Annotated in this window: 26 protein-coding genes and 1 riboswitch; of the genes, 24 read left to right on the top strand and 2 right to left on the bottom strand. The window is 29.7% G+C overall.

The window, feature by feature from the left end; all coding sequences use genetic code 11:
- Positions 1 to 19: 19 nt before the first annotated feature.
- Genes atpG through WJW32_RS07085 form a run of 3 tightly spaced genes read left to right on the top strand, consistent with a single transcriptional unit; the run spans position 20 to position 2686 of the window.
- Entirely contained in the window at positions 20 to 865 is an 846-nt protein-coding gene (atpG, locus tag WJW32_RS07095) for an ATP synthase F1 subunit gamma (RefSeq protein WP_340256814.1), read from the top strand.
- Positions 866 to 877: 12 nt separating this feature from the next.
- On the top strand, positions 878 to 2275 hold the full coding sequence (gene atpD / locus WJW32_RS07090; RefSeq protein WP_340256812.1) for a F0F1 ATP synthase subunit beta: 1398 nt from the start codon (positions 878 to 880) through the stop codon (positions 2273 to 2275).
- Positions 2276 to 2281: 6 nt separating this feature from the next.
- Positions 2282 to 2686, top strand: a complete 405-nt coding sequence (locus WJW32_RS07085; protein WP_340256810.1) for a F0F1 ATP synthase subunit epsilon — start codon at positions 2282 to 2284, stop codon at positions 2684 to 2686.
- Here WJW32_RS07085 and WJW32_RS07080 read toward each other — a convergent pair.
- The gene (locus tag WJW32_RS07080) at positions 2683 to 3621 is read right to left on the bottom strand and encodes a hypothetical protein (RefSeq protein WP_340256808.1); all 939 of its coding nucleotides are present in this window, start codon (positions 3619 to 3621) and stop codon (positions 2683 to 2685) included. The genes WJW32_RS07085 and WJW32_RS07080 overlap by 4 nt on opposite strands.
- 191 nt (positions 3622 to 3812) lie before the next feature.
- On the opposite strand from WJW32_RS07080, the gene WJW32_RS07075 reads away from it, so the two are divergent.
- The 20 genes from WJW32_RS07075 to WJW32_RS06980 all read left to right on the top strand — a co-directional run bounded on the left by WJW32_RS07075 (position 3813) and on the right by WJW32_RS06980 (position 20913).
- The gene (locus tag WJW32_RS07075) at positions 3813 to 4445 is read left to right on the top strand and encodes a coiled-coil domain-containing protein (protein ID WP_340256807.1); all 633 of its coding nucleotides are present in this window, start codon (positions 3813 to 3815) and stop codon (positions 4443 to 4445) included.
- A 267-nt stretch (positions 4446 to 4712) separates the two neighbouring features.
- Positions 4713 to 4850: riboswitch (molybdenum cofactor riboswitch) on the top strand.
- Positions 4851 to 4912: 62 nt separating this feature from the next.
- Entirely contained in the window at positions 4913 to 5935 is a 1023-nt protein-coding gene (locus tag WJW32_RS07070; RefSeq protein ID WP_340256805.1) for a molybdopterin-binding protein, read from the top strand.
- Positions 5936 to 5939: 4 nt separating this feature from the next.
- The gene (locus WJW32_RS07065; RefSeq protein WP_340256804.1) at positions 5940 to 7157 is read left to right on the top strand and encodes a molybdopterin molybdotransferase MoeA; all 1218 of its coding nucleotides are present in this window, start codon (positions 5940 to 5942) and stop codon (positions 7155 to 7157) included.
- Positions 7158 to 7308: 151 nt separating this feature from the next.
- Positions 7309 to 7797, top strand: coding sequence for a cyclic pyranopterin monophosphate synthase MoaC (gene moaC, locus WJW32_RS07060; protein ID WP_340256802.1), 489 nt, complete (start codon positions 7309 to 7311; stop codon positions 7795 to 7797).
- Positions 7798 to 7869: 72 nt separating this feature from the next.
- The gene (gene mobB / locus WJW32_RS07055; protein ID WP_340256801.1) at positions 7870 to 8376 is read left to right on the top strand and encodes a molybdopterin-guanine dinucleotide biosynthesis protein B; all 507 of its coding nucleotides are present in this window, start codon (positions 7870 to 7872) and stop codon (positions 8374 to 8376) included.
- Complete coding sequence (moaA, locus tag WJW32_RS07050) at positions 8376 to 9347, top strand: GTP 3',8-cyclase MoaA (RefSeq protein ID WP_340256799.1); 972 nt, start codon at positions 8376 to 8378, stop codon at positions 9345 to 9347. Before mobB ends, moaA begins: the two co-directional genes overlap by 1 nt.
- A gap of 14 nt (positions 9348 to 9361) precedes the next feature.
- The gene (locus tag WJW32_RS07045; RefSeq protein ID WP_340256798.1) at positions 9362 to 9793 is read left to right on the top strand and encodes an MOSC domain-containing protein; all 432 of its coding nucleotides are present in this window, start codon (positions 9362 to 9364) and stop codon (positions 9791 to 9793) included.
- A gap of 225 nt (positions 9794 to 10018) precedes the next feature.
- A complete protein-coding gene (acpS, locus tag WJW32_RS07040) occupies positions 10019 to 10405 on the top strand; it encodes a holo-ACP synthase (protein WP_340256796.1) in 387 nt (128 codons plus the stop codon).
- A gap of 2 nt (positions 10406 to 10407) precedes the next feature.
- Positions 10408 to 10857 carry a CBS domain-containing protein gene (locus tag WJW32_RS07035; protein WP_340256795.1) on the top strand — a complete coding sequence of 150 codons (450 nt, stop codon included), beginning with the start codon at positions 10408 to 10410 and terminating at the stop codon, positions 10855 to 10857.
- 17 nt (positions 10858 to 10874) lie between these two features.
- A complete protein-coding gene (gene gerS / locus WJW32_RS07030; RefSeq protein WP_340256793.1) occupies positions 10875 to 11459 on the top strand; it encodes a germination lipoprotein GerS in 585 nt (194 codons plus the stop codon).
- A 19-nt stretch (positions 11460 to 11478) separates the two neighbouring features.
- Positions 11479 to 12639: an alanine racemase gene (alr, locus tag WJW32_RS07025; RefSeq protein WP_340256792.1), complete on the top strand. Its 1161-nt coding sequence runs from the start codon at positions 11479 to 11481 to the stop codon at positions 12637 to 12639.
- A 29-nt stretch (positions 12640 to 12668) separates the two neighbouring features.
- Positions 12669 to 12953, top strand: coding sequence for a CopG family ribbon-helix-helix protein (locus WJW32_RS07020; RefSeq protein WP_340256790.1), 285 nt, complete (start codon positions 12669 to 12671; stop codon positions 12951 to 12953).
- Positions 12946 to 13305: a type II toxin-antitoxin system PemK/MazF family toxin gene (locus WJW32_RS07015; protein ID WP_340256789.1), complete on the top strand. Its 360-nt coding sequence runs from the start codon at positions 12946 to 12948 to the stop codon at positions 13303 to 13305. Before WJW32_RS07020 ends, WJW32_RS07015 begins: the two co-directional genes overlap by 8 nt.
- Before the next feature lie 94 nt (positions 13306 to 13399).
- On the top strand, positions 13400 to 13912 hold the full coding sequence (locus WJW32_RS07010) for a hypothetical protein (RefSeq protein WP_340256787.1): 513 nt from the start codon (positions 13400 to 13402) through the stop codon (positions 13910 to 13912).
- A gap of 407 nt (positions 13913 to 14319) precedes the next feature.
- Positions 14320 to 16380, top strand: coding sequence for a DUF5693 family protein (locus WJW32_RS07005; protein ID WP_340256785.1), 2061 nt, complete (start codon positions 14320 to 14322; stop codon positions 16378 to 16380).
- Positions 16373 to 17497 carry a polysaccharide pyruvyl transferase CsaB gene (gene csaB / locus WJW32_RS07000; protein ID WP_340256784.1) on the top strand — a complete coding sequence of 375 codons (1125 nt, stop codon included), beginning with the start codon at positions 16373 to 16375 and terminating at the stop codon, positions 17495 to 17497. The genes WJW32_RS07005 and csaB overlap by 8 nt, the downstream gene beginning before the upstream one ends.
- Positions 17475 to 18227, top strand: a complete 753-nt coding sequence (locus WJW32_RS06995; RefSeq protein ID WP_340256892.1) for a WecB/TagA/CpsF family glycosyltransferase — start codon at positions 17475 to 17477, stop codon at positions 18225 to 18227. The genes csaB and WJW32_RS06995 overlap by 23 nt, the downstream gene beginning before the upstream one ends.
- An 18-nt stretch (positions 18228 to 18245) precedes the next feature.
- Positions 18246 to 19112, top strand: coding sequence for a YitT family protein (locus WJW32_RS06990; protein WP_340256782.1), 867 nt, complete (start codon positions 18246 to 18248; stop codon positions 19110 to 19112).
- 53 nt (positions 19113 to 19165) lie between these two features.
- Complete coding sequence (locus tag WJW32_RS06985; RefSeq protein ID WP_340256780.1) at positions 19166 to 19987, top strand: transketolase; 822 nt, start codon at positions 19166 to 19168, stop codon at positions 19985 to 19987.
- Positions 19987 to 20913, top strand: coding sequence for a transketolase family protein (locus WJW32_RS06980; protein WP_340256779.1), 927 nt, complete (start codon positions 19987 to 19989; stop codon positions 20911 to 20913). The genes WJW32_RS06985 and WJW32_RS06980 overlap by 1 nt, the downstream gene beginning before the upstream one ends.
- A 45-nt stretch (positions 20914 to 20958) precedes the next feature.
- Here the strand turns inward: WJW32_RS06980 and WJW32_RS06975 are convergent, their stop codons facing one another.
- The gene (locus WJW32_RS06975) at positions 20959 to 22737 is read right to left on the bottom strand and encodes a methyl-accepting chemotaxis protein (protein WP_340256777.1); all 1779 of its coding nucleotides are present in this window, start codon (positions 22735 to 22737) and stop codon (positions 20959 to 20961) included.
- Positions 22738 to 23115: 378 nt separating this feature from the next.
- On the opposite strand from WJW32_RS06975, the gene WJW32_RS06970 reads away from it, so the two are divergent.
- Positions 23116 to 23415, top strand: coding sequence for an iron-sulfur cluster biosynthesis family protein (locus WJW32_RS06970; protein ID WP_340256776.1), 300 nt, complete (start codon positions 23116 to 23118; stop codon positions 23413 to 23415).
- Positions 23416 to 23644 lie beyond the last annotated feature (229 nt).

Below are 23644 nucleotides of genomic sequence, written 5' to 3'. Positions count from 1 at the left end.
AAACAGGAGGTGAAATAATATGGCTGGAATGAAGGATATTAAAAGACGTATTAAAAGTGTTGGTAACACTAAGCAAATAACTAAAGCTATGGAGCTTGTTTCATCAGCTAAGTTAAAAAAAGCTAAAGAACAAGCACAAGCTACTAAGCCATATTTTGAAACTCTTTATGCTACTATAGAAAAAATAGCTAAAAGTGCTAAAGGAGTTCAAAGTATATTCTTAGAGCAAAGAGACTCATCTAAAAAATGCTATATAGTTATAGCGGGAGATAGAGGTCTTGCTGGTGGATACAACTCAAACGTCTTAAAGACTGCAATAAACCATATGGAACATAAACAAGAAAGTATTATAGCTATTGGTAAGAAGTCTATAGATTTCTTTAACAAAAGAGGCTACAATATTTTAGATAAATTCACTGGAGTTGAAGATTTAACTTATACAGATGCTAGAAAGATTGCAGATATTGCACTTGATGCATATGAAAAGGAAGAAGTAGATGAAGTATATCTTGTTTATACTAAGTTTGAATCAACTTTAACTCAAACACCAGAGGTATTAAAATTACTTCCACTTTCTTTTGATGAGGATAAAGAAGGTACAAAAGGTGAGATGATAGAGTTTGATCCAGGTGAAGAAGAGGTACTTGAGTATTTAGTTCCTAAGTTTATGGAAGGATCTATATATGGAGGTATAGCTGAATCTTCTGCATCAGAACAAGGAGCTAGAAGAACTGCTATGCAATCTGCTACTGATAACGCAGATGAGATGATTTCTAAATTAGAATTAAAATACAATAGAGCAAGACAAGCATCTATAACTCAAGAAATATCAGAGATAGTTGCAGGTTCAGAGGCGTTAAAATAAGGAGGTACGAAAATGCCAGAAAAGAATATCGGTAAAGTTGTTCAAATTATCGGACCCGTACTGGATATAAAGTTTAGTAGTGAGAACTTACCAAACCTACTAAATGCGATAGAAGTAGAATATAATGGAAATAAAATAGTGGCAGAGGTAGCTCAACATATAGGAGATGACACTGTTAAGTGTATCGCTATGAGTTCAACTGATGGACTTGTTAGAGGTATTGATGCTGTTGATACAGGAGCACCTATATCTGTTCCTGTTGGAAAAGGTACATTAGGAAGAATATTCAATGTACTTGGAGAGGTTGTTGATAATAAGCCTGCTCCAACTGATTCTCCAAAGTTACCAATACATAGAGAAGCTCCTTCTTTTGAAGATCAAGAGACTTCTACTGAAATTCTTGAAACAGGAATCAAGGTAGTTGACCTTATAGCTCCTTATGCAAAGGGTGGAAAAATCGGTCTATTCGGAGGAGCAGGAGTTGGTAAGACAGTTCTTATAATGGAGCTTATTAACAACATAGCTACTCAACATGGTGGACTTTCAGTATTTGCTGGAGTTGGAGAGAGAACTAGAGAGGGTAATGACCTTTATAACGAAATGATCGAGTCTGGAGTTATCGATAAGACTGCTCTAGTTTACGGTCAGATGAATGAGCCACCTGGAGCGAGAATGAGAGTTGCGCTTACAGGACTTACTATGGCTGAATACTTCAGAGATCAAGAGGGACAAGACGTATTATTATTCGTTGATAATATATTCCGTTTCACTCAAGCAGGATCTGAGGTTTCTGCACTATTAGGACGTATGCCATCTGCGGTTGGATACCAACCAACACTAGCTACAGAGATGGGTGCTCTTCAAGAGAGAATAACATCTACTAAGAAGGGTTCTATCACATCTGTTCAAGCAGTATACGTTCCAGCCGATGACTTAACTGACCCGGCACCAGCTACAACATTTGCCCATCTTGATGCTAAGACAGTTTTATCAAGAGATATAGCATCTCGTGGTATTTACCCTGCGGTTGATCCACTTGATTCAACATCTAGAATACTAGATCCAAATGTTGTTGGAGAAGATCACTATGATGTAGCTCGTAGAGTTCAATCAGTTCTTCAAAGATATAAAGAACTTCAAGATATAATCGCTATACTTGGTATGGACGAATTATCTGATGAAGATAAAATGGCTGTTGCTCGTGCAAGAAAGATCCAAAACTTCTTATCGCAACCATTTAGTGTTGCTGAGCAGTTCACTGGTATGGAAGGTAAATATGTACCTCTTAAAGAAACTGTAAGAGGATTTAAAGAAATCCTAGAAGGTAAGCATGATAACTTACCAGAATCAGCTTTCCTTTATGTTGGTTCTATAGAAGAGGCAATTGAAAAAGCTAAGAAGGGAGAGTAGATAAACATGGCAGGAGAATTTTCTGTAGAAATAGTTACTCCCGATAAAAAGTTTTTTGAAGGCACTGCTGAAATGGTAGTTGTTAGAACTATAAACGGTGATGTTGGTATACTTAAGAATCATGCAAGTTACGTAGCGCCACTAGATATAGGACTGTTAAAGCTTAAAAAGAATGGTTCATTTAAAGAAGCATCTGTTGCAGGTGGTTTTATCCAAGTTGATAAGGAAAAGACTACTATATTAACAGAAGCTGCTGAATGGGCTGATCAAATAGATGTACAAAGAGCTAATAAAGCTAAAGAAGAAGCCGAAGCAAAGATTAAATCTGCTGATGAAAAAGAAGTAAAACTTGCTAAAGTTGATCTTAAAAAAGCGATTAATAGAATAGAGGTTTCAAATAAAAGGGACTAGTTTTCACTAGTCCCTTTTTGCATGAATTCACTTAAATTAGATATAACTATAGGTGCGTTTATTTGTACTAATTTTAAATTTTTATTTTCAATTGATTTTTGAAGAGCCTGAATTGAGTATTTAAGTTTTGCAAATTTTTCTTTTTCTTTTGAATATATGTCGGCTTTTGAATTTAGAAGTTCAGAAATACTGGTTATTGTTGTTAATGCTTCTTCATAGCTTTCCATATCACACAGTAATACAGCCTTTCTTACAGAATACTTTGCATTATCTATATCGTTGTTTGTGTAGGTTTTAAAGTATTGTCTGAAAGAGGACAAATACTTAGTCATATTATTAGAATATACTATTGAATCGAATATATTGTATTGACCGATTGAATCTGTTAATGAGTTTAAATTTGTTTCGAAATTTTTAATGTACTCAGGGTCAGCAGAAACTTCGCTCATACTTGCTTGAAGGCTATTCCAGTCTTTGTGAATATCAACTAAATCTTTATTTATATCAAGCCAGTATTCTTCTAGTTTGAATTTTAAGGGTTCTTTTTCTAGTTTGTTTAAATCATCTATATCCTCAGCTAATAGAGATGGATATATGCATGTATTTATTATGTGGCTAGATAGTTTGACTTTGTCTTTTTCTATGTCTTCAGGTGTTTTTAGTTTATCTGCCTCTGGTAGTCTAGACTCGCTTAGTGAAGCTAGTTCTTTTTCTTTTTGAAATGATATTTCTGTTAGTTTGTTCCTTGTTTCAATAGCATTGTTAATACTTGGCATCAAATCTATTTTAGCCATTATAGTTAATATACTGTCTTGTAATGTTTGCAAAGTTTTGGGCTCTTTAGGAAGAGTACTTCCAGATGTTTTTTCTGCTGGTTTTGCGCATCCGCTTAAAATAAGTACAAAAAATAGTAGAATACTTATAATTTTTCTCATAAAATCACCTCATGAAATTATTTTTTCCAAACACTAAAAAATAATTCAAAAGATTCATTGACTTGATATATTTTATCTAGTAAATTTTTATATAGAAAGAAATTTAGTTATAAATTTTAATTAATAAAATATAAATTGATTTTGACGATATAATAATTGAAAGGTATTTAATAATGGAAGGTTGGAAAAATATGATATTTGGTAAAGATAAAATATTTGGCGAAAATACACTAGATGTGAATTTAATTGAGGAAATAGTAAAAAAAAATAAAGTTCCTATATTAGTTCAATATGAGCCATTTAAAGAGCTTATTAAGAGGGGATCAAATGATTTAATATCTAAACAGATTAAAGAATTAAATGAGTTGATAAAAGAGAAAAATACTATTGAAAAACAACTTCTTGATCTTCAGGCAAAAAAGCCTAAATTGATGGCTAGGATAATATATATATCAAATGAACTAAATGAGAATAAAAATATAAAAGCAGAACAGGAATTAGATAGATTAAAGCAGGAAATGGAAGATATAAATAATAATATAGATATGATATTTGAAAAATTAGAAGATATGCCTATGCTAATAAAAGAAAAGAATTTAAATCTTTTGAGAGAAACGGTAAAGCATTCTTACGAGAGAATAAATAAAGGAGAATCAAATCTTTCTGATGTTAATGATAAGATAACAAAGCTTAGAAAAGAATTAGATGAGCTTAGAATACAAAAGGAAAAAGAGGAAGAGAAGGTTAATAGTACTTATAATTTTATACATGCAATACTAGGGCATAAGGATATGGAAAAACTAGACAATAAGTTTTTGAAATAAGGAAAATTGGCTTTATGCTAACCTATGGCTCATGTCACCAACGAGTCCTCCGCAATCCATTGCTTAAAATAGTTGTAAGTAGAGATATTTAATCGATGTTACCTGTGAGTTGGCAATTATATAATTTTTTATTCATTAAAAAGAAAGTAGCTTTAAGCTACTTTCTTTTATTAAGTATAGAATTTGGATTATGTGGATAAAAAAGGATTGAAAAAAACTGTATTTAGCTTTATATTAGAAGATAGAAGAAGTATAATTGTTTGAAAAATAACATATAGTCTCCGAACTATATATCCTAAGGATTAATCTATGGAGTATAGTCAGGATTTTTAAATCCACGGGGTATTTTAGAAATGAGATACCCTTCCGTAACATATTTTGAAAAGGAGAATTTTAAAGGATTTGAGCCCTTTATTGCCTTTTTTGCAATAAAGGGCTTTATTAATTTTATTTAAGGGGTGAATAGAATGAAAAAAATTTCAGTTCATGATGCTATTGGGCATGTACTGTGTCATGACATAACTCAAATAATACCTGGAGAAATTAAAGACAGAGCTTTTAAAAAAGGACATGTTATAAAAGAAGAAGATGTTAAAGTTTTGCTTTCTTTAGGAAAAGATAACATTTATGTATGGGAAAAAAAAGAAGGATACTTACATGAAAATGAAGCAGCGAAGAGACTTACAAAATTAGCAGCAGGTATGGGATTAGAATTTAGTGATGTAAAAGAAGGAAAGATTAATTTTATTGCTAAATATGATGGTCTTTTAAAGATAAACACTGATTTATTATTAAAAATTAATTTATTGGATGAAATTATAATTGCTACAAGACATAATAACTATCCAGTAAAAAAAGGAGATAAGTTAGCAGGTACAAGAGTAATTCCGCTTATTATAGATGAGAAAAAAATTATTGAAGCTGAAAAAATTGCAAATGGGAAAACGATAGTAGATGTCATTCCTTATAATAAAGTAAATGTAGGTATAGTAACTACTGGAAATGAAGTTTATCATGGAAGAATAAAAGATGCTTTCGGACCTATTATAAGGAAAAAAGTAGAAAATTACGGATGTAATGTTATAGATCAAAAAATAGTTTATGATGATACTGAGAAAATTTGTGATGCTATAAAAGATCTTATAGATAAAGGTGCACAAATGGTTATATGCACAGGAGGAATGTCTGTAGATCCTGATGATTTAACTCCGAGTGCTATAAAAAAGACAGGAGCAAATATAATATCTTATGGAGCACCAGTATTGCCTGGAGCAATGTTCTTACTTGCTTATAATGGCGATATTCCTATATTAGGACTTCCTGGTTGTGTAATGTATGCTAAAACTACAATCTTTGATTTGGTACTTCCAAGAGTACTTTCACAAGATAAGATTACAATTGAGGATTTAGCGGGATATGGTCATGGCGGATTATGTTTAGAATGTAGCGAATGTACTTATCCACAGTGCAGTTTTGGAAAAGGGTGGTAAGAACATGAAACAGATGGTGAATTTAGAAATAGCTAATGAAATATTAGCCCAAAAAATACAGAGTATTGAAGATGAATATGTAAATTTAACAGATACTCATAAAAGAATACTTTCTAAAGATATAATTTCTACTATTAATCAACCACCTTTTAATAGATCACCATTAGATGGATATGCTTTAATATCAGAAGATAGTAAAGGAGCAAGTGAAGAAAATCCAGTTGTTTTAGAAATTGTAGAAGAGGTTTGTGCAGGAAGTTATCCTACTAAAGAATTAAAGAATAATATGGCAACTAGAATTATGACAGGAGCACCTATTCCAAAAGGTGCTGACTGTGTAATAAGACAAGAAGACACTTACGAAAAAGACGGAAAAGTATACATATATATAGAGTTAAATAAATTTCAAAATTACTGTTTTGAAGGAGAAGATTTAAAAAAAGGACAAACAGTTATTAAAAAAGATAGTGAAATTAATTTTGGAGAAGTAGGAATAATTGCAAGCCTCGGAATGAAACAAGTATCGGTTTATAAAAAACCTAAAGTAGCTATATTAAGTACAGGAGATGAATTACTAGATATAGGAGAAAAATTAATTCCAGGAAAAATATATAATAGCAATATATATACATTATCAGCTAGATTAAAGGAATTAAATGCAGAACCAATTATATTAGGTATCTGTGGTGATGATATAGAAAAAACTTCTAGAAAAATTGAAAATATAATTGATGAAGTAGATTTGGTAATAACTACAGGCGGAGTATCTGTAGGAAAAAAAGATATTATAAAGGATGTAATGAAAAAGATAAATGCTGACATATTATTTTGGAAAGTAGATATAAAACCAGGAACTCCTGTGCTTTGTAGTTACTTAAAAAATAAGTTGATAATAAGTTTATCAGGTAATCCAGCAGCATCTAGTATAACATTCGAGTTATTAGTAAGACCTGTACTGTCTCAAATGGTTAATAAGAAAGATTCAAAATTAAAAAGAACAAGTGCTATATTTGATAATTCTTATTTGAAAAAAAGTAAAAAAAGAAGATTTTTAAGAGGAAAATTATCATATTCTCAAAATGGACCAGTAGTTAAGCTTACTAGTTCAAAACAATCTTCTGGAGTATTAAGTTCTACTTTAAAATGTAATTGCTTGATAGATGTGCCAAAAGGGTCTACTGGACTTGAAAAAGGAGATAAAGTGGAAATTATACCTTTATAAAATTCGCTTCATGCTAACGCATGGCTAATGTCGTCAACAAGTCTCACGACTCTGTTGCTTAAAAATAGCTGCTAATTTAGCTTTTTAAGCAACATTATGTGCAAATTGAAGTTATATAATTTCCTTAGAGATAAAAAATGGAGGATGGATAATGGAGAATGAACCTAAACTAAATCATTTTGATGAAAATGGAAAAGCAATTATGGTAGATGTTAGTGAAAAAGAAGATACTGTAAGAATTGCTATAGCTAAAGGTATAGTGACTATGAAAAGAGAAACTCTTGCTTTTATAGAGAATGGAGAAATTGGAAAAGGAGATGTTTTAGGTGTAGCTAGAGTAGCTGGAATTATGGCAGCAAAAAAAACATATGAGATAATTCCAATGTGCCACCCTTTAATGCTTAGCAAATGTCAGGTTGATTTTCATATAGATACAGACAAATCACAAATTAATATAGAAGCTATAGTTAAAACTACAGGAAAAACAGGTGTAGAGATGGAAGCATTGACGGCTGTATCTGCAGCGGGATTAACTATATATGATATGTGCAAAGCTGTAGATAAAGAAATGATAATTGAAGATATTCATCTTGCTAAGAAAACAGGTGGGAAAAGTGGAATATTCATTAACGAAAGATAGAGTGAAACTTAATCTAGAAGCTGGAGTCTTGAACTATTAGCTTTCGGATAATTAACCCGAAAGGAGAAAAAAATGACCCCTATAGTTTGTATTGTCGGTAAATCTAATGTTGGAAAAACAACTTTAGTAGTAAAAATAATTAAAGAATTAAAACGAAGAAATTACAAAGTTTCAACTATTAAACATGATGTTCATGGATTTGATATTGATAAGCCTGGAAAAGATACTTGGAAACATTCGCAAGCTGGAGCGGATTCTGTTATGATTTCTTCACCTTACGGAGTGGCTATGATGAAAAAAGTTGAAAAAGAATTGGATTTGGATAAATTAATTGAACTTAATAATGATTCGGATATAATAATTGCAGAAGGATTCAAAAAAAGTAATAAGCCTAAAATAGAAGTAATAAGATCTGAGAAGTATACAGAATCAATATGTAAAAAAGAAGATTTAATAGCTATAGCTAGTGATATAAACCATATTATCGAAGACGTAGTTGTTTTTGATTTAGATGATTCTGTTGGATTGGTAGATATAATAGAAGAAAAAATCTTAAATATTAGAAAGTGTGATAAGTAATGGTTGATAATACGGGTAGAAAAATAGAATATTTAAGAGTGTCAATAACAGATAGATGTAATTTGAGATGTATATACTGTATGCCAAAAGATGGAATAGAGCTTATTAATCATGACGAAATATTAACATTTGAAGAGTTATATAGAATAATAAAATCATCATCAAGTTTAGGAATTTCAAAAATTAGAATAACAGGTGGAGAACCATTAGCTAGAAAAGGAATAATTGAATTTATAAGAAATGTAAAAAGTATACAAGGTATTGAAGAGGTAAGTTTAACTACGAATGGAATTTTGCTTGAAGAATACTTAGATGAGTTATTAAAAGCCGGGTTAGATAGAATAAATGTTAGTGTAGATACCTTAAATGAAGAGTTATATAGCAAAATAACTAGAAATAAAGGGTTGGATAAAGTATTAAGAGGGATAAATGCAGCTTTAGATAAAGGTATAAAAAGAGTAAAAATAAACACAGTGATAGTAAAAGAAATAAATAATGAAGAAATAATGGATTTTGTAGAATTAATTGAAAAAATTCCAGTAGATGTTAGATTTATAGAACTTATGCCTATTGGAGAAGGAAAAAAATATACACAAGTATCAAATGATGAAGTAAAAAATATTATATTAAAAAATAGAGAATTGATTCCTTTTTTTAATGTGAAAGGGTCAGGTCCAGCTACTTATTTTAAAACTAAATCAAGTAAGGGATCAATAGGATTTATAAGTCCTATTAGTCATGAGTTTTGTAGTCAATGTAATAGAATAAGAATAACCCCAGAAGGATTTTTAAAATTATGTCTTCATTGGAATGATGGAGTAGATTTGAAAAAGTATTTAAGAAACGAAGTAAGTGATGAAGAGTTGAATAATATTATATATAAAGCTATAAAACAAAAGCCGTATAGACATGAATTTAAAAGTCAAAATAAAAATTCAGACTGTAGAAATATGTCTCAAATAGGTGGATAATTAGGAGGATTAAAATGGGAAAAATATTAGGGGTATGTATAAGTGAGAAAAAAGGTGTTCAAAAAAATAATGTAGGAAAAATTGAATTAGTAGAAAATCATGGATTAAAAGGGGATGCTCACGCAGGAGACTGGCATAGACAAGTTAGCTTGCTTTCATGGGAAAAAATAGAAGACTTCAAAAATAGAGGTGGACAAGTTAAGGATGGAGATTTTGGAGAAAATTTAATAGTACAAGGTATAGATTTAGCAAAATTACCAGTAGGAACTAAGCTTAAGATAAATGAAATAGAATTAGAAGTAACTCAAATAGGTAAGCAGTGTCACCAGCATTGTGCTATTTATCATGCAGTTGGAGATTGTATAATGCCTAGAGAAGGTATATTTGCTAGAGTATTAAGTGGTGGGATAGTACAAATAAATGATGAAATAAATATAGTTGAGTAACTGAACGTATATAAAGGTATTAAAATAAGAAGTATATACCACTATAAAATCACTAGTTCAATTAAGTTGTGCTTTGTGATAATAGTGGTTCTTTTTTTTTGATTAAATTTAATATAGAATGTATCCATATAAAGTGAAACTTAATTCAGATGGAGTTTCTAATCCCACAGAACTTTTGGATTTCGGAAAAAAATTCAATAAGGAAATATATTAAAGGAGGGTTTTATGAATATTTTAGGTACTGGAATAGATATAATAGAAATAGAGAGAATAAAAAAAGCCATAAATAAAAATAATAAGTTTTTAAGAAGAATTTATACAGAGAAAGAAATAGAGTATTTTAAACAAAAAAATTATAAGGCTCAAACTATAGCTGGAAATTTTGCTGCAAAAGAAGCTATAAGTAAAGCATTTGGAACTGGAATCAGAGGGTGTAATTTTAAAGATATAGAAATATTAAGAAATAGTCTTGGAAAACCAGTTGTAACATTATATAATGAATTATATGAATTATCAGAAAAGTTAGAAATAAAAGAAATTTTATTATCTATATCTCACTCAAGGGATTATGCAGTTGCAAATGCTATTATAACGACTAGAAAGGAGGTTTGATTATGAAAGCTAAAGATATAATGACTAGTGATGTGATGGTTGTAAAACAAGATGCTACTATAAAGGAGATAGCTGAGATATTCTTAAATAATAGGATTGGGGGTGTTCCTGTAGTAGATGAGGAAAATAAGATAGTAGGTATAATATCAGAAACAGATATTATACAAAAAGAGAAGAATGTAAATGTACCATCTTTCATAAATATACTTCAAGGATATATTTTTTTTGATAGCTTTAAAGAGGTTGAAGAGGATATTAGAAAGATAGCAGCTTGTAAGGCATCTGATATAATGTCAAAGGATGTTATGACTGTTAAGGAAGATGATAGTATTGAATATGTTGCAAATGAAATGATAAAGAAGTCTATAAACAGGGTACCTGTTATTGATGATAATAATTATATTAAGGGAATTATATGCAGATATGATCTTATAAAAGCTATGTACAATTAAATATAAGGGGGGATTTTGTGAAAAAGTGGATCTTGTGTATCCTTGTAATTATACTAGTAAGTATTAATTTTACAGGATGTAGAGAGTCCACAGATGAAGAAGTGTATTATAAATTTCAAAAGAAAATAAATAAATTAGATTCGTATTCATGTATAGCAAATATAAGTGTATGTGGTAATAAATCTATAAAAGAGTATGAAGCAAGTCACTATTTTAAAAGCCCAAATTATTACAAGCTCAAAACACTATATCCTAGCAATATAAAAGGAAAAATAACTATTTATGATGATGATAAGATTATAATAAAAAATCCAAAATACAAAGATGAATTAAAATTCACTCATAGAGGTATAGAAAATAGATATTTATTTGTAGGAGATTTTTTGAAAAATATTTTTGAAAATGAAAATTTAAAGATAAGTTGCGATAGATATTTCTTGATTCTAGAAACTAATATACCTGGTTCTTCTTTTTATTTTAATAAACAAAAGATTTATGTTGACAAAAAAACATTAAAGCCTAATAAATTAGAAATAATGGATGTTAACTTGAAGAAAAGATTTGTTGTTAATTATAAGGAGTTTAAGTACAACGGGGATTAAATTGAAGGGGGAAGGAATATTGAGTTATAAAACAAGAGCTACTTGGGCAGAAATAAATATAGAGAACTTAAAGCAAAATTATAAAAATATAAAAAAATTACTCAAAGAAGACACCAAAATATGCGGAGTTGTTAAAGCTAATGCTTATGGACATGGTTCTGTGCAAATTGCAAAGGCGCTTGTAGGTGAAGGCGTAGATTATCTAGCTGTTGCTACACTTGAGGAGGGATTAGAACTTAGAAATAATGATATAAAATTACCCATATTATGTCTTGGTTATATACAAGAAAACTGTTTTGATCTGGCAGTAGAAAATGACATAGACATAACTATATATACAAATGAATTAGCCCAAAGTTTAAACAAAGTTAGTCAGCAAAAGAATAAAAAAGCTAGAGTACATATAAAATTAGATACTGGAATGTCGAGACTTGGATTTCAAATAAATGATGAATCTGTAGACTCTATTGAGAGTATATGTGAATATTCTAATTTAGATGTTGTAGGTATATACAGTCATTTTGCTAAGGCAGATGAAAAGGATAAGACATTTACCAATATGCAGTTTGATAAATACACATATATAATAAATAAATTAGAAAATAGAGGTATAAAAATCCCGATAAAGCATATATGTAATAGTGCGGGTATAATGGATTGTCCTGAGTATCATCTTGATATGGTAAGAAGTGGAATAATACTTTATGGACATTATCCTTCTGATGATGTTATGAAGGATAGGATAGATCTAAAGCCTGTTATGACATTAAAGACAACAATATCTAATGTTAAAACTGTAGAACCTAATATAGGAATAAGCTATGGTCAAAAGTATAGAACAAATGATTTTGCAAAAATAGCTACTGTTCCTATTGGGTATGCAGATGGTTTTACAAGAATGCTAAACCAAAATGCAAATATGAAGATAAAAGATAAGCTAGTACCTGTAGTTGGAAGAATATGCATGGATCAATGCATGCTTCGAATAGATGGATTAGACGTAAGTATAGGAGATGAAGTAAAAATATTCGGAGAAGATTCAGATATTAAGATAGAGAGATTAGCTGATTCTTTAAATACCATAAATTATGAGGTCTTATGCATGATTTCTAGAAGGATACCGAGGGTGTATTTGGAAGGAAATAGAGTTTTACACATACTAGATTATCTGATAAAATAGAGGTGTAATTAACTTTGGGAGGCGGTTTTGTGTCTAGTTGTATGGGTAAAAAGAAAATCGTTGTAAGTTTACCTAATAACTTACTTTCAGAAGTGGATAAAATAATAAAAGTAGAAAATAAAAACAGATCAGAATTTATAAAAGAAGCTATGAACCTTTATTTGAGAGAGAAAAGGAAAGTTCAAACAAGAGAATCTATGATAAAAGGTTATAGAGAAATGGGTGTTATAAACTTAGCTTTAGCGGAAATGGGTCTTAGTATTGATATGTCTTCTTTGAAAGGGTATGAAGGGAAGATAGCAGAAGGTGAATAATTTAGAGATTAAACGAGGTGACATATTTTACGGTGACTTAAGTCCTGTGATAGGGTCTGAACAAGGGGGAGTAAGACCAGTATTGATTATTCAAAATGATATAGGTAACAAATATAGCCCAACAGTTATAATTGCAGCTATAACATCTCAAATCAACAAGGCAAAACTACCGACTCACATTGAAATAAATGCAAATGATTACGGACTTAGTAGAGACTCTGTGGTATTACTTGAACAGGTAAGGACTATAGATAAAAAGAGATTGAGAGAAAAAATAGGCAATTTCGATGATGATATGATGAAAAAAGTAGACGAAGGTCTTCAAATAAGTTTAGGATTGTTTGATATTTAGTGAGCCGATAACGGCTCTTTTTTTTTTATTGATTTATTCTATGAATTTTGTAATAATGGATATTAGATGATGAGTGTATTGGAGGGGAAATTTTATGTTTAAGGATTTGATTAAAAATAAAGTTGTGATATCTATTTTGTCGTGTTCGATTATTATAACATCTACATATATAGTTAAGGCATCTGGTTATGAAGCAGGATCTAATATGGACCCGGTTGTAACTAAATCTTACGTTGATATGAAAATAGATGAGCTAGCAAAGAATGTAAATCAGGTTATTGAAAAGATAAATACTGGAAATCAAGGGAATGGGACACAGGTTAAGCCAGAAGCTAAACCTTCTAATACATTAGAGATAGTAAGTATTAAAGCGGGACAAAGTATAATATTAACATCAGGAAGTGAAATAATATTAAGAGGCGGTAAAGGATCTATAATAGATTCGGAGTTTGGAGGAATAGCTGATTTAACTCAAGGTGTAGATTTAAGAAAAGGATATGATGCTCCAGCAAATCATCTTTTAATGATACCAAGATCAGATGGAAGAGGTATTAATGCAAAGACAGACTGCATATTCATGGTAAAAGGAGAATATGAAGTAAAATAATCTAAAGAAGGGGGATTAATACCCCTTATTTTCATGTATTCAACCCAAATACCTAATTAAGCTAAAAATTATACTCACTAAAATAACGCTACTTAGTCAATATTTTAATTAAACTACAGATTTTACTTTATAAAATAGCCTAAAAGTTCTGAACTCCCGTTGGTCAGACAACGAACTTTCTTAACGGATATTTTAACAGTATAATCTAAGTTTAATAATAAAATATTAACCAAAAGTAGCTAACATTTTAATGAGCATAATTTTTAAGTGTAGTGCCTAAATTTTGAGTGAATTTTAAGAGAAAATATTTTTAAAGAGAGTTCGGACAACATACATAAAATCAAAAATAGAATGTATTTAAAGTTTTTAGAATGAAGACTTTTGTCAAAAATAAAGGAGGGATAAACTTGAAGGTAAATAGATTGTTTAGTGTGTTTCTAATTATAGCTATATTATTTTCCAGTGTTCTAGTATTTAAAAGAAATAGTATAGAGAATGAATACAAAAATGTTGAAGTAGTTCTTGATTATGATCAAGTGATTAAGATGCAAAAAGAAAGTGATAAAGATTTAAAGTATTTCTTAGATGAATTTAAAGATATGAAGGTTAGTACAGTTGCTATAAATGAAGCTACTATAAATACCTTGAAAAACAGAAAGGAATATAAAATCAAAACTAGCATAGAGGGGTATGATTTAATAGTAAATGCAGATGCTAGTATATATAATTTTATATTAGAAGGATTTAAGAGAAAAATAGGACAAGATAGGGTAGAGGCTATAGACTCTAACACTATGAGAATTAAAGGTGAAAATAAAGATTACATATACGATGAAACTAAGCTTTATGATATTAATGGAGATTATGTAGGAAAGAGCACGGTTTTAGAAGGATCTAAACTTGAGTTTTTGGGACTTGGTTTCTTACAAGAGGATATAGATACTATAAAAGCTAGTGGACTTGAGGTTCTTCCAAGACCTATATACTTATCTGAGTATGAGGATGAAAAAAGTATAAAGTATTATTTTAAATTTTTAGATGATCAGGATATCCATCCAAGTTCTATAATATTTGCTGGTGGAGAAGCTTTAGGTTTTGGTTATGATACTGATTACTTGAAAAAAGAACTTAAAAAGAGAAATATGGTAGTAGGTATGATTGAAACTAGTGTTCAAAGAGAAAATATAGATCAAAAAGGTCTTAATAAGTTAGTTGAGGATAGTGGATATTATGCTACAAGAGTTTTTAATGTATGGGATTGGGTTCAAATAAGATATGATTATGAGATTCCTCTACATCATCAAGGACAAGAGATAATAAATTCTATGTATAGAGCAGTAACAGAGAGAAACATAAGGGTTATATACTTTAAACCTTTTATAGATAAGCAAGGAAAGTATGTAACGGATATGAGTATATATAAGCAAAGATTTGAAGAATTTGATAATAGAATACAAAAGGGACATAATATGAAAATTGGCAAGGTCAATTCTATGAGAGAAGTTCATCCTAATAGATTGATGCACATACCTATAGCTATAGGTATAATAGCTGCATTTTTAATATTAATAGACAATTTACTTAATATAAAACCTAAGTATATGAATATATTATTTGGATTATCATCAGCAGGTACTGCACTTTTATATGGCTTAGGTATTAAAGCAGATCTTCTAGACAAAATGTTTGCTCTACTTGCAACTATTGCAATGCCTTCTATAAGTATGGCATTTATATTGTATATTGTGAGAGCTGCTTTGAAAACTAAAAATAATATGAATGTATTTAATATCCTATTAAAAGGAATAATAACATTGATAATAGCTTGTATAATATCTTTAATAGGAGTTTTATTTGAAACATCTCTTTTACTTGATAGTAAGTTTTTACTTGAGATGGATATATTTAGAGGAGTTAAGTTATCTCAAATAGCTCCTATAATGTTCACTGTATTACTTTATTTATCTATATTTGGATACAAGAGAGAAAAAGAAAAAAATGGTTTATGTTTAAATGAGATAATAAGATTGTTCAAAGAAGATATAAAGATAGGGCATGTTATAGTTTTAGGAATGTTCTTGGTTATAGGTGTAGTATTTATAGCTAGAACTGGGCATGAAACTAATATAAAGCCTTCGAGCATAGAATTATTGTTTAGAAATATGTTAGAGTTATCTTTGACTGCAAGACCTAGAAATAAGTCATTCTTAATGGCTAATCCAGCATTTATTTTGATGATATATCTAGCGTTTAGAAAACAAAAGTGGTCTGTATTTCTTCTGTCTTTATTAGTTGTAATAGGTCAAGGAAATATAGTCAACACTTTCTCTCATATAAGAGCACCTCTTTATCTATCTTATGCTAGAACTAATTATGAGATAGTATTTGGAATTATTATAGGAGGTATAAGTATTCTTTTAATCGATTTTATATGGAGAAAGATTGAAGGGAGAAAAATAAATGCCTAAAGTTGTTATATCTGGATATTATGGGTTTAATAATATCGGAGATGAAGCTATACTTAAAGGATTAATAGATGGAATAAAAGATTTTAATCAGGATACTGAGATAGTTGTATTATCTCAGTATCCTGAATTCACTTCAAAAAAGCATAATGTAAGATCTATAAAGAGAATGAATTTTTTTAGTATAATAAAAGAAATTAAAGACTGTGATTTATTAGTTAGCGGAGGAGGATCACTGCTTCAAGATGTAACTTCAAAGAGGTCTATTCTTTATTATATAGCTATAATACATATAGCAAAGATTTTAAATAAAAAGGTTATGATATATTCTCAAGGTATAGGACCTGTTAACAAGAAGTACAATCGAAATATTTTAAAGAGAGTTTTAAATAAGGTCGATTTTATAAATGTAAGAGATGAAAATTCTAAACAAGAGCTTTTAGATATGGGTATAGAAAAGGATATACTAGTTACAATGGATACTGTGTTTGGAATTAAAAAGCCAGATATTGAGATTGGAAAAGAAATATTAAGGGATATAAATATAGATTTTGACAAGAAGATAGTGGGGCTTTCTATAAGGCCATGGAAGAATAATAAGCAAATAGTATCAGAGATTTCTAAGGTTTGTGAAAGTTTGGTGGAGGAATATGATTATCAAGTATTATTCATACCTTTTCATTTTTATGCAGATTCTAGTATAATAAAAGATATTTACAAGAACATAGATAAAAAATATAGAAAAAATGTATTCGTATTAGATAAGTATCTTTATGTGGATGAATATATATCTTTGGTTGGAAATTTAGATTTTTTAATAGGAATGAGGCTTCATGCACTTATATTTTCTGTTTTAATGGGAGTACCTGTTGTAGGACTTTCTTATGATCCGAAAATAAATAATTTTTTAAATTTTATTGAAAAAAATGAGGTTATATCTATTTTAAATATAAATTTTAATGATATAATGAATGAGGTAAAATATTTAATAGATAACATCGACTCAGAGAGAGCATTAATATCTAGAAAGAAAGATGAATTCAGGGAAATAACGGATATTCACAATAAGATATTGATGGATTTGATTGAAAATAGAGGTGAATATTTTGGAAAAAATTAATATTTTAGGAGTTCCAGTACATAAAGTAGATATGAATGAAGCATTAAATGCATCTAGTAATTTTTTTGAAAGAGATAAAAAAAGTGTTATAATAACGCCAAATAGTGAAATAGTTATGATGGCTAAGGACGATGAGCAGTTTTTAAATATAATAAAAGAAGCTGATCTTGTTATACCAGATGGTATAGGTCTTGTAATAGCTTCTAAAATAGTAAAAAATCCTTTAAAGGAAAGAGTTACAGGAATTGATCTTATGGAGAATATACTTAATTACTGTAACGAAAACAATAAATCTATATTTATACTAGGTGGAAAGCCTGGAGTTGCTGATAAAGCAGTTGAGAATATAGTTAAAAAATATCCCAACATAAAAAAATCGGGAGCTCATCATGGATACTTTAAAGGACATCATATAGGACATGAAGGTCACGATGAGGAAAAAGAGGTTATAAACAAGATAAATGAACTAAAACCGGATATATTATTTGTTGCATTTGGAGCTCCAAAACAGGAATTATGGATTCAAAGATATAAAGACGAGGTAAATACATCTATACTTATGGGTGTTGGAGGAAGCGTTGATGTATATGCAGGAGAAGTTAAACGAGCACCTGAATTTTATCAAAAGTTTGGACTTGAATGGTTATATAGACTTGTAAAAGAACCGTGGAGATATAAAAGAATGATGTTACTGCCTAAATTCATTGTACAGGTAGTAATCAAAAAATAGATAAAGGGGAAGTGCAATATGAAAAAAAAGCACTGGAGTACTATATTAATTGAATATATACTTATAACTGTTGGGTGTGCTTTAATGGCAGTGGCAATAGATTTATTCTTAGCTCCTCATACAATAGCACCTGGTGGAGTTACAGGTCTTGCGATAGTTATTAAAAAGATTACAGGTATATCTATTTCAGTAACCAACTTAGTTATAAATATTCCTCTTTTCATAGCTGGGGTTATAATTCTTGGGAAAGCATTTGGAGCAAAAACTGGTTATGCTACGTTGGCATTATCATTTTTTATAGAAATAATTTCAAAAACGGCTCATGGATATATACCTACTAATGACATGCTGTTATCTACTATATATGGAGGTCTTATTGTAGGAGTTGGAATTGGTCTTGTATTTAAATCTGGAGGAACTACAGGTGGAACCGATTTAGGAGGAGCAATATTAAATAAATATTTTCCTAATATAAGCATACCAAAGCTTATGATGTGTATAGACCTTTGTATAGTAACACTTGCAGGTTTTGTAAATAAGAATATAGAAACATCTCTATACTCTATAATTGCGCTTTACATACTTGTTAAAATGGCTGACTTTATAATAGAGGGTATGGGTTATTCTAAGGCGTTCTTTGTAATATCATCAAAACCAGATGAAATAAGTGATGAAATAATGCAAAATCTAGGAAGAGGAGTTACTTCTCTAAATGGAAGAGGAATGTATACTAAAGAAGATAAAAATGTATTGTTGGTAGTCGTTGATAGAACACAAGAGGTAAAATTGAAGGATATAGTGAAATATGTTGATGAATTTGCATTTATAATGGTTGCAAATGTACATGAGGTTTTAGGCGAAGGTTTCAAGCCTATTAGATCATAGAGGTAGTTAAATTTTTAAAATATATAGTTAAAATATAAAAAGGAGGGTAATAAATGAGAGATCATAATGAATTGAAGCAAGTTGCTACTAGTATAAGAAAGAATATAGTTCAAATGATTAATGAATCAAAGTCAGGTCATCCAGGAGGTTCTTTATCTTGCGTTGAAATAGTTACAGCTTTATATTTTGACGAGATGAATATAGATTCTAAAAATCCTAAGAAGGAAGATAGAGATAGATTCGTATTATCAAAGGGACATGCAGCTCCTGTTTTATATAGTGCTCTTGCTGAAAAAGGATATTTTGAAAAGGAAGAGTTAATGAAATTAAGAAAGGTAAATTCTATGCTTCAAGGACATCCTGATATGAAAGGAACTCCTGGAGTTGAAATGTCTACAGGATCTTTAGGACAAGGATTTTCTGTTGCTTGTGGTATGGCAATGGCATCTAAGATGGATAATGCTCCTTGGAGAGTATATACTGTACTTGGAGATGGAGAGATTCAAGAAGGTTTAATATGGGAAGCTGCGATGAGTGCTGCTCACTATAAATTAGATAACTTAGTTGCTTTCTTAGATTTCAATGGACTTCAAATTGATGGTAAGAATGAGGATGTAATGAATATCTATCCAGTTGTTGATAAATTCAAAGCTTTTGGATGGAATGTAATAGAAATAGATGGACATGATTTTGATCAAATATTTGCATCACTTGATTCAGCTAGAGAAACAGTAGGAAAGCCTACTATGATAATAGCTAAGACTGTTAAAGGTAAAGGCGTTTCATTCATGGAAAATCAAGCTGGATGGCATGGAACAGCTCCTAGTGATGAAGATCTTGAAGTAGCTTTAAAAGAATTAGGAGGTGCCAAATAATGAAAAAAATAGCGACAAGAGAAGCTTATGGTAATGCCCTTGTTAAACTTGGACAAATGAACGAAAACGTAGTAGTATTTGATGCAGACCTTTCAAAATCTACAAAAACAGCAGATTTTAAAAAGAATTTCCCAGATAGATTCTTCAATATGGGAATAGCAGAGCAAAACTTAATAGGAGCAGCAGCTGGAATGTCAACTGCTGGTAAAATTCCTTTTGCAAGTACTTTTGCAATGTTTGCAGCTGGTAGAGCTTTTGAGGTAATAAGAAACTCTGTTTGTTATCCTAAATTAAATGTAAAAGTATGTGCAACTCATGCAGGTCTTACAGTTGGAGAAGATGGAGCATCTCACCAATCAGTAGAGGATATGGCTATAATGAGATCTATTCCTAATATGACGGTAATAGTTCCAGCAGATGGAGTTGAAACAGAGCAAATTATATTTGAAGTAGCTAAATATAACGGACCAGTTTATGTAAGACTAGGTAGATCAGCAGTACCTACTATATTCGATGAAAACTATAAATTCGAAATAGGTAAGGGTGTTGAAGTTTTAGAAGGAACAGATGCTACTGTAATAGCTTGTGGAATAATGGTAAATGAAGCTATGAAGGCTCATGATATGTTAAAAGAAGAAGGTATATCTTTAAGAGTTATAAATATGCCTACTATAAAGCCTATAGATACTGATATAATAATAAAGGCTGCTAAAGAAACAAAAGCTATAATAACAGCAGAAGAGCACAGTGTAATAGGTGGACTAGGATCAGCAGTTAGTGAAGTTGTAGTTGAGAATTGTCCAGTACCAGTTAAAAGAGTTGGAGTTAAGGATACTTTTGGTGAGTCAGGAACTCCTAATGATTTATTAGAAAAGTATGGTTTAACAGCTAATGATATAGTTAAGGCAGTTAAAGAAAGTCTTTAATAATAACTAAAAGCTAGCATTTTAATGCTAGCTTTTTTTTATTATTTACTGTACTTTAAATTTATTAGTTTGTTCTTTTAAATTCAAGATTACATTGTGCACTTCCCCTATGTTTGCTTCGATTTCTTCAAATGTACTCACTTGTTCTTCAAGATTTTGACTGATTTGCTCAGATGCACTAGCACTATCTTGAGTTTCTTTAGAAAGATTGTCCATTGCTTGTGCCATATCTTGAGTAATTTTTGATTGCAACTCTGATGATTCTGATATTGTTTTTATTTTTTCGGATATTTCTAATATAAGATTAGATATTTTTTTAAATTCTTCATTTGTATCATTTACTTTAGTAACACTTATTTCTACTAATTCTTGTTCTTCTTTTATTATTTTATCTGTATTATTTGTATTTTGTTGAATATCATTAATAATTTGTGTGATTTTAAGAGCGGACTCTCTGCTTTCTTCAGCTAATTTTCTAACTTCATCAGCTACAACTGCAAAACCCTTACCAGCATCTCCTGCTCGAGCAGCTTCGATACTTGCATTAAGAGCTAATAGGTTAGTTTGCTCAGAAATATTTGACATAATAGAAATAATTTCATTTATTTTATTAGATGAATGTTTAAGTTCATCTATAACATTAGATACTTTTGAAGAAGAAGTTTTTACTTTATATACAGATTCAACAATTTCATTTAACAAATTAATTCCAAAATTTGTAGCAGTTAAAACTTTTTCAGTATTTTCATATGAATTGTGAGACTGTTGAGAAACCATTTGAGCAGTACTTGCCACTTCTTCTATACTTGCAGTCATTTCTTCAACAACACCTGCATTACTTTGTATTCCATCACTTACTGTATTTATTGCTTTTGAAATTTCTATTATACCTTCGTTAGATTCTTCTATAGCTTGATTTAATATTTCGCTTGATTGAGATAGTGCGTTTGAATTTAATATAATTTGATATATAGAATTTTTTGTTTGAAGTATGAATGAATTAATCCATTTAGCAATTTCTCCAAGCTCATCATTTGAATCAACTTTAAGTGTTTTAGTTAAATCATTTTCGAATTTAACAATTTCTTTTAGTTTATTTAAATTTTTAATAAAATTTGATATTATAACAAAAGCCATAAAAATACCAAATAAGAACGAGAATATACTAATAATTAATATAAATTTGAAAGTATCTTCTTCATGGTTTTTAACAGTTTGAAGAGAATGTTCTGTAAGTTTTTCAATTTCTGTTATGAATTCTGTTAGTTCTTGATTAAGTTGTTCTTTTTCTTTTTCTATTTTTTCTGCAAGCAATTCGAATTCATGGAATTTTTTTATATTAATTAAATTAAAAGATTCCAAAATATGATTTTCATAATCAGTATGTTCTTTTTCTATTTGAATCAATTTATTATATATATGTTCAAATTGTTTTTTACTTTCAGAAGTGGATGCTATTTCTAAGCTTTGTTGTACAATTTTTTCAGCTTCTTTTAAATTTATATCAACTGATTTAGATTTTGCTTCGAGTTTTTTTTCTATATTTTCAAGTTCATTTTCTATAGGTCTTCCATATTCCGTCTCCTTCATAATTGCATATTTATATATTTGTTCAAAATAAATAGATTGTTCGAGTTGAGATTGAGTTATTTCTGTAATTTTTTCTATTAATGGTATATTTTCATTTGTGATTTCCTGTAATTCATTTCCTATTTTATTAATACTTATAATACTGATTGAACTTATAGATATTATAAATATTAGTAAAATACTTATTAAACTAATGATTTTAAACTTAATACTAAATATATTAGGTAATTTCATAAATGCCCCCCTTAAATTGTTGTATGTTCCTAATAATCATATAATTTATCGGCATATTTAGAGTTGTGCAAAAGAGGGATTTTACTGAAAATTTTTAACAATTTATTCGATTAGTTCAGTTTCTATCCAGATTTTCAATATATCTGTCAAAACTATTTTAGTTTTATTATCCCCATAGTGTTCCACTCTTCCACAATAATTTAATAATGCTTATAATATCAAGTTAAAAGCATCATAATAAAGGCAAACTTAATTCACATGGAGTCTTATAATTTATAGCTTTCGGATAAAAGTTGATATTACTTGACAAAATATAAATGAAAGTATAGAATTATACAAAAGATACCCTTGTGGGGTATAGGAAGAGGGGGGACGCAAATGAAAATAAATATAAGTGAAGATGCACAAAAAGAGCTTAAACTTATTTTAGAGGAAAAGAATTTACCAAATCATTCAGTAAGGATATTTAGACAATCTATTGGTTGAGGAGGTCCCGTTTTATCATTGGCTCTGGACGAGTCAAAGGATGAAGATATACTTATAGAAGAAGAAGGTTTTAAATTTTTAATAGATGGAAGACTTTCAATAAATATATCTAAAATAAATATAGATTATTCAAATGGATGGTTTAGAAAAGGATTTAGAATAACATCAGAGGGAGATTTTGGAGGCTGCTAAATCGGAAAAGCTATCTAGAATATATAAAACAGAACTAGTTTTATTTTAAATAGTAAAAAGAAAATAATAAATAACATAAAATATAGTGGTTAATCAAAAATGAGGCTCGTTAAAATATTAACCTAAAAGTAGCTACCTAGATTTCGTACAAACGAAATCTGGGTTATTTTTTTAGGGTCTGTGGGTTATTAAAAACTATCTATACAAATACCGCGAATACAACGATATT

Origin of the sequence: Tepidibacter sp. Z1-5, from assembly GCF_037844525.1 — a bacterium.
Classification (GTDB): Bacteria; Bacillota; Clostridia; order Peptostreptococcales; family Peptostreptococcaceae; genus Tepidibacter_A.
Note: the sequence above shows the minus strand (reverse complement) of the source record. Positions and strands in the feature narration are given on the sequence as shown.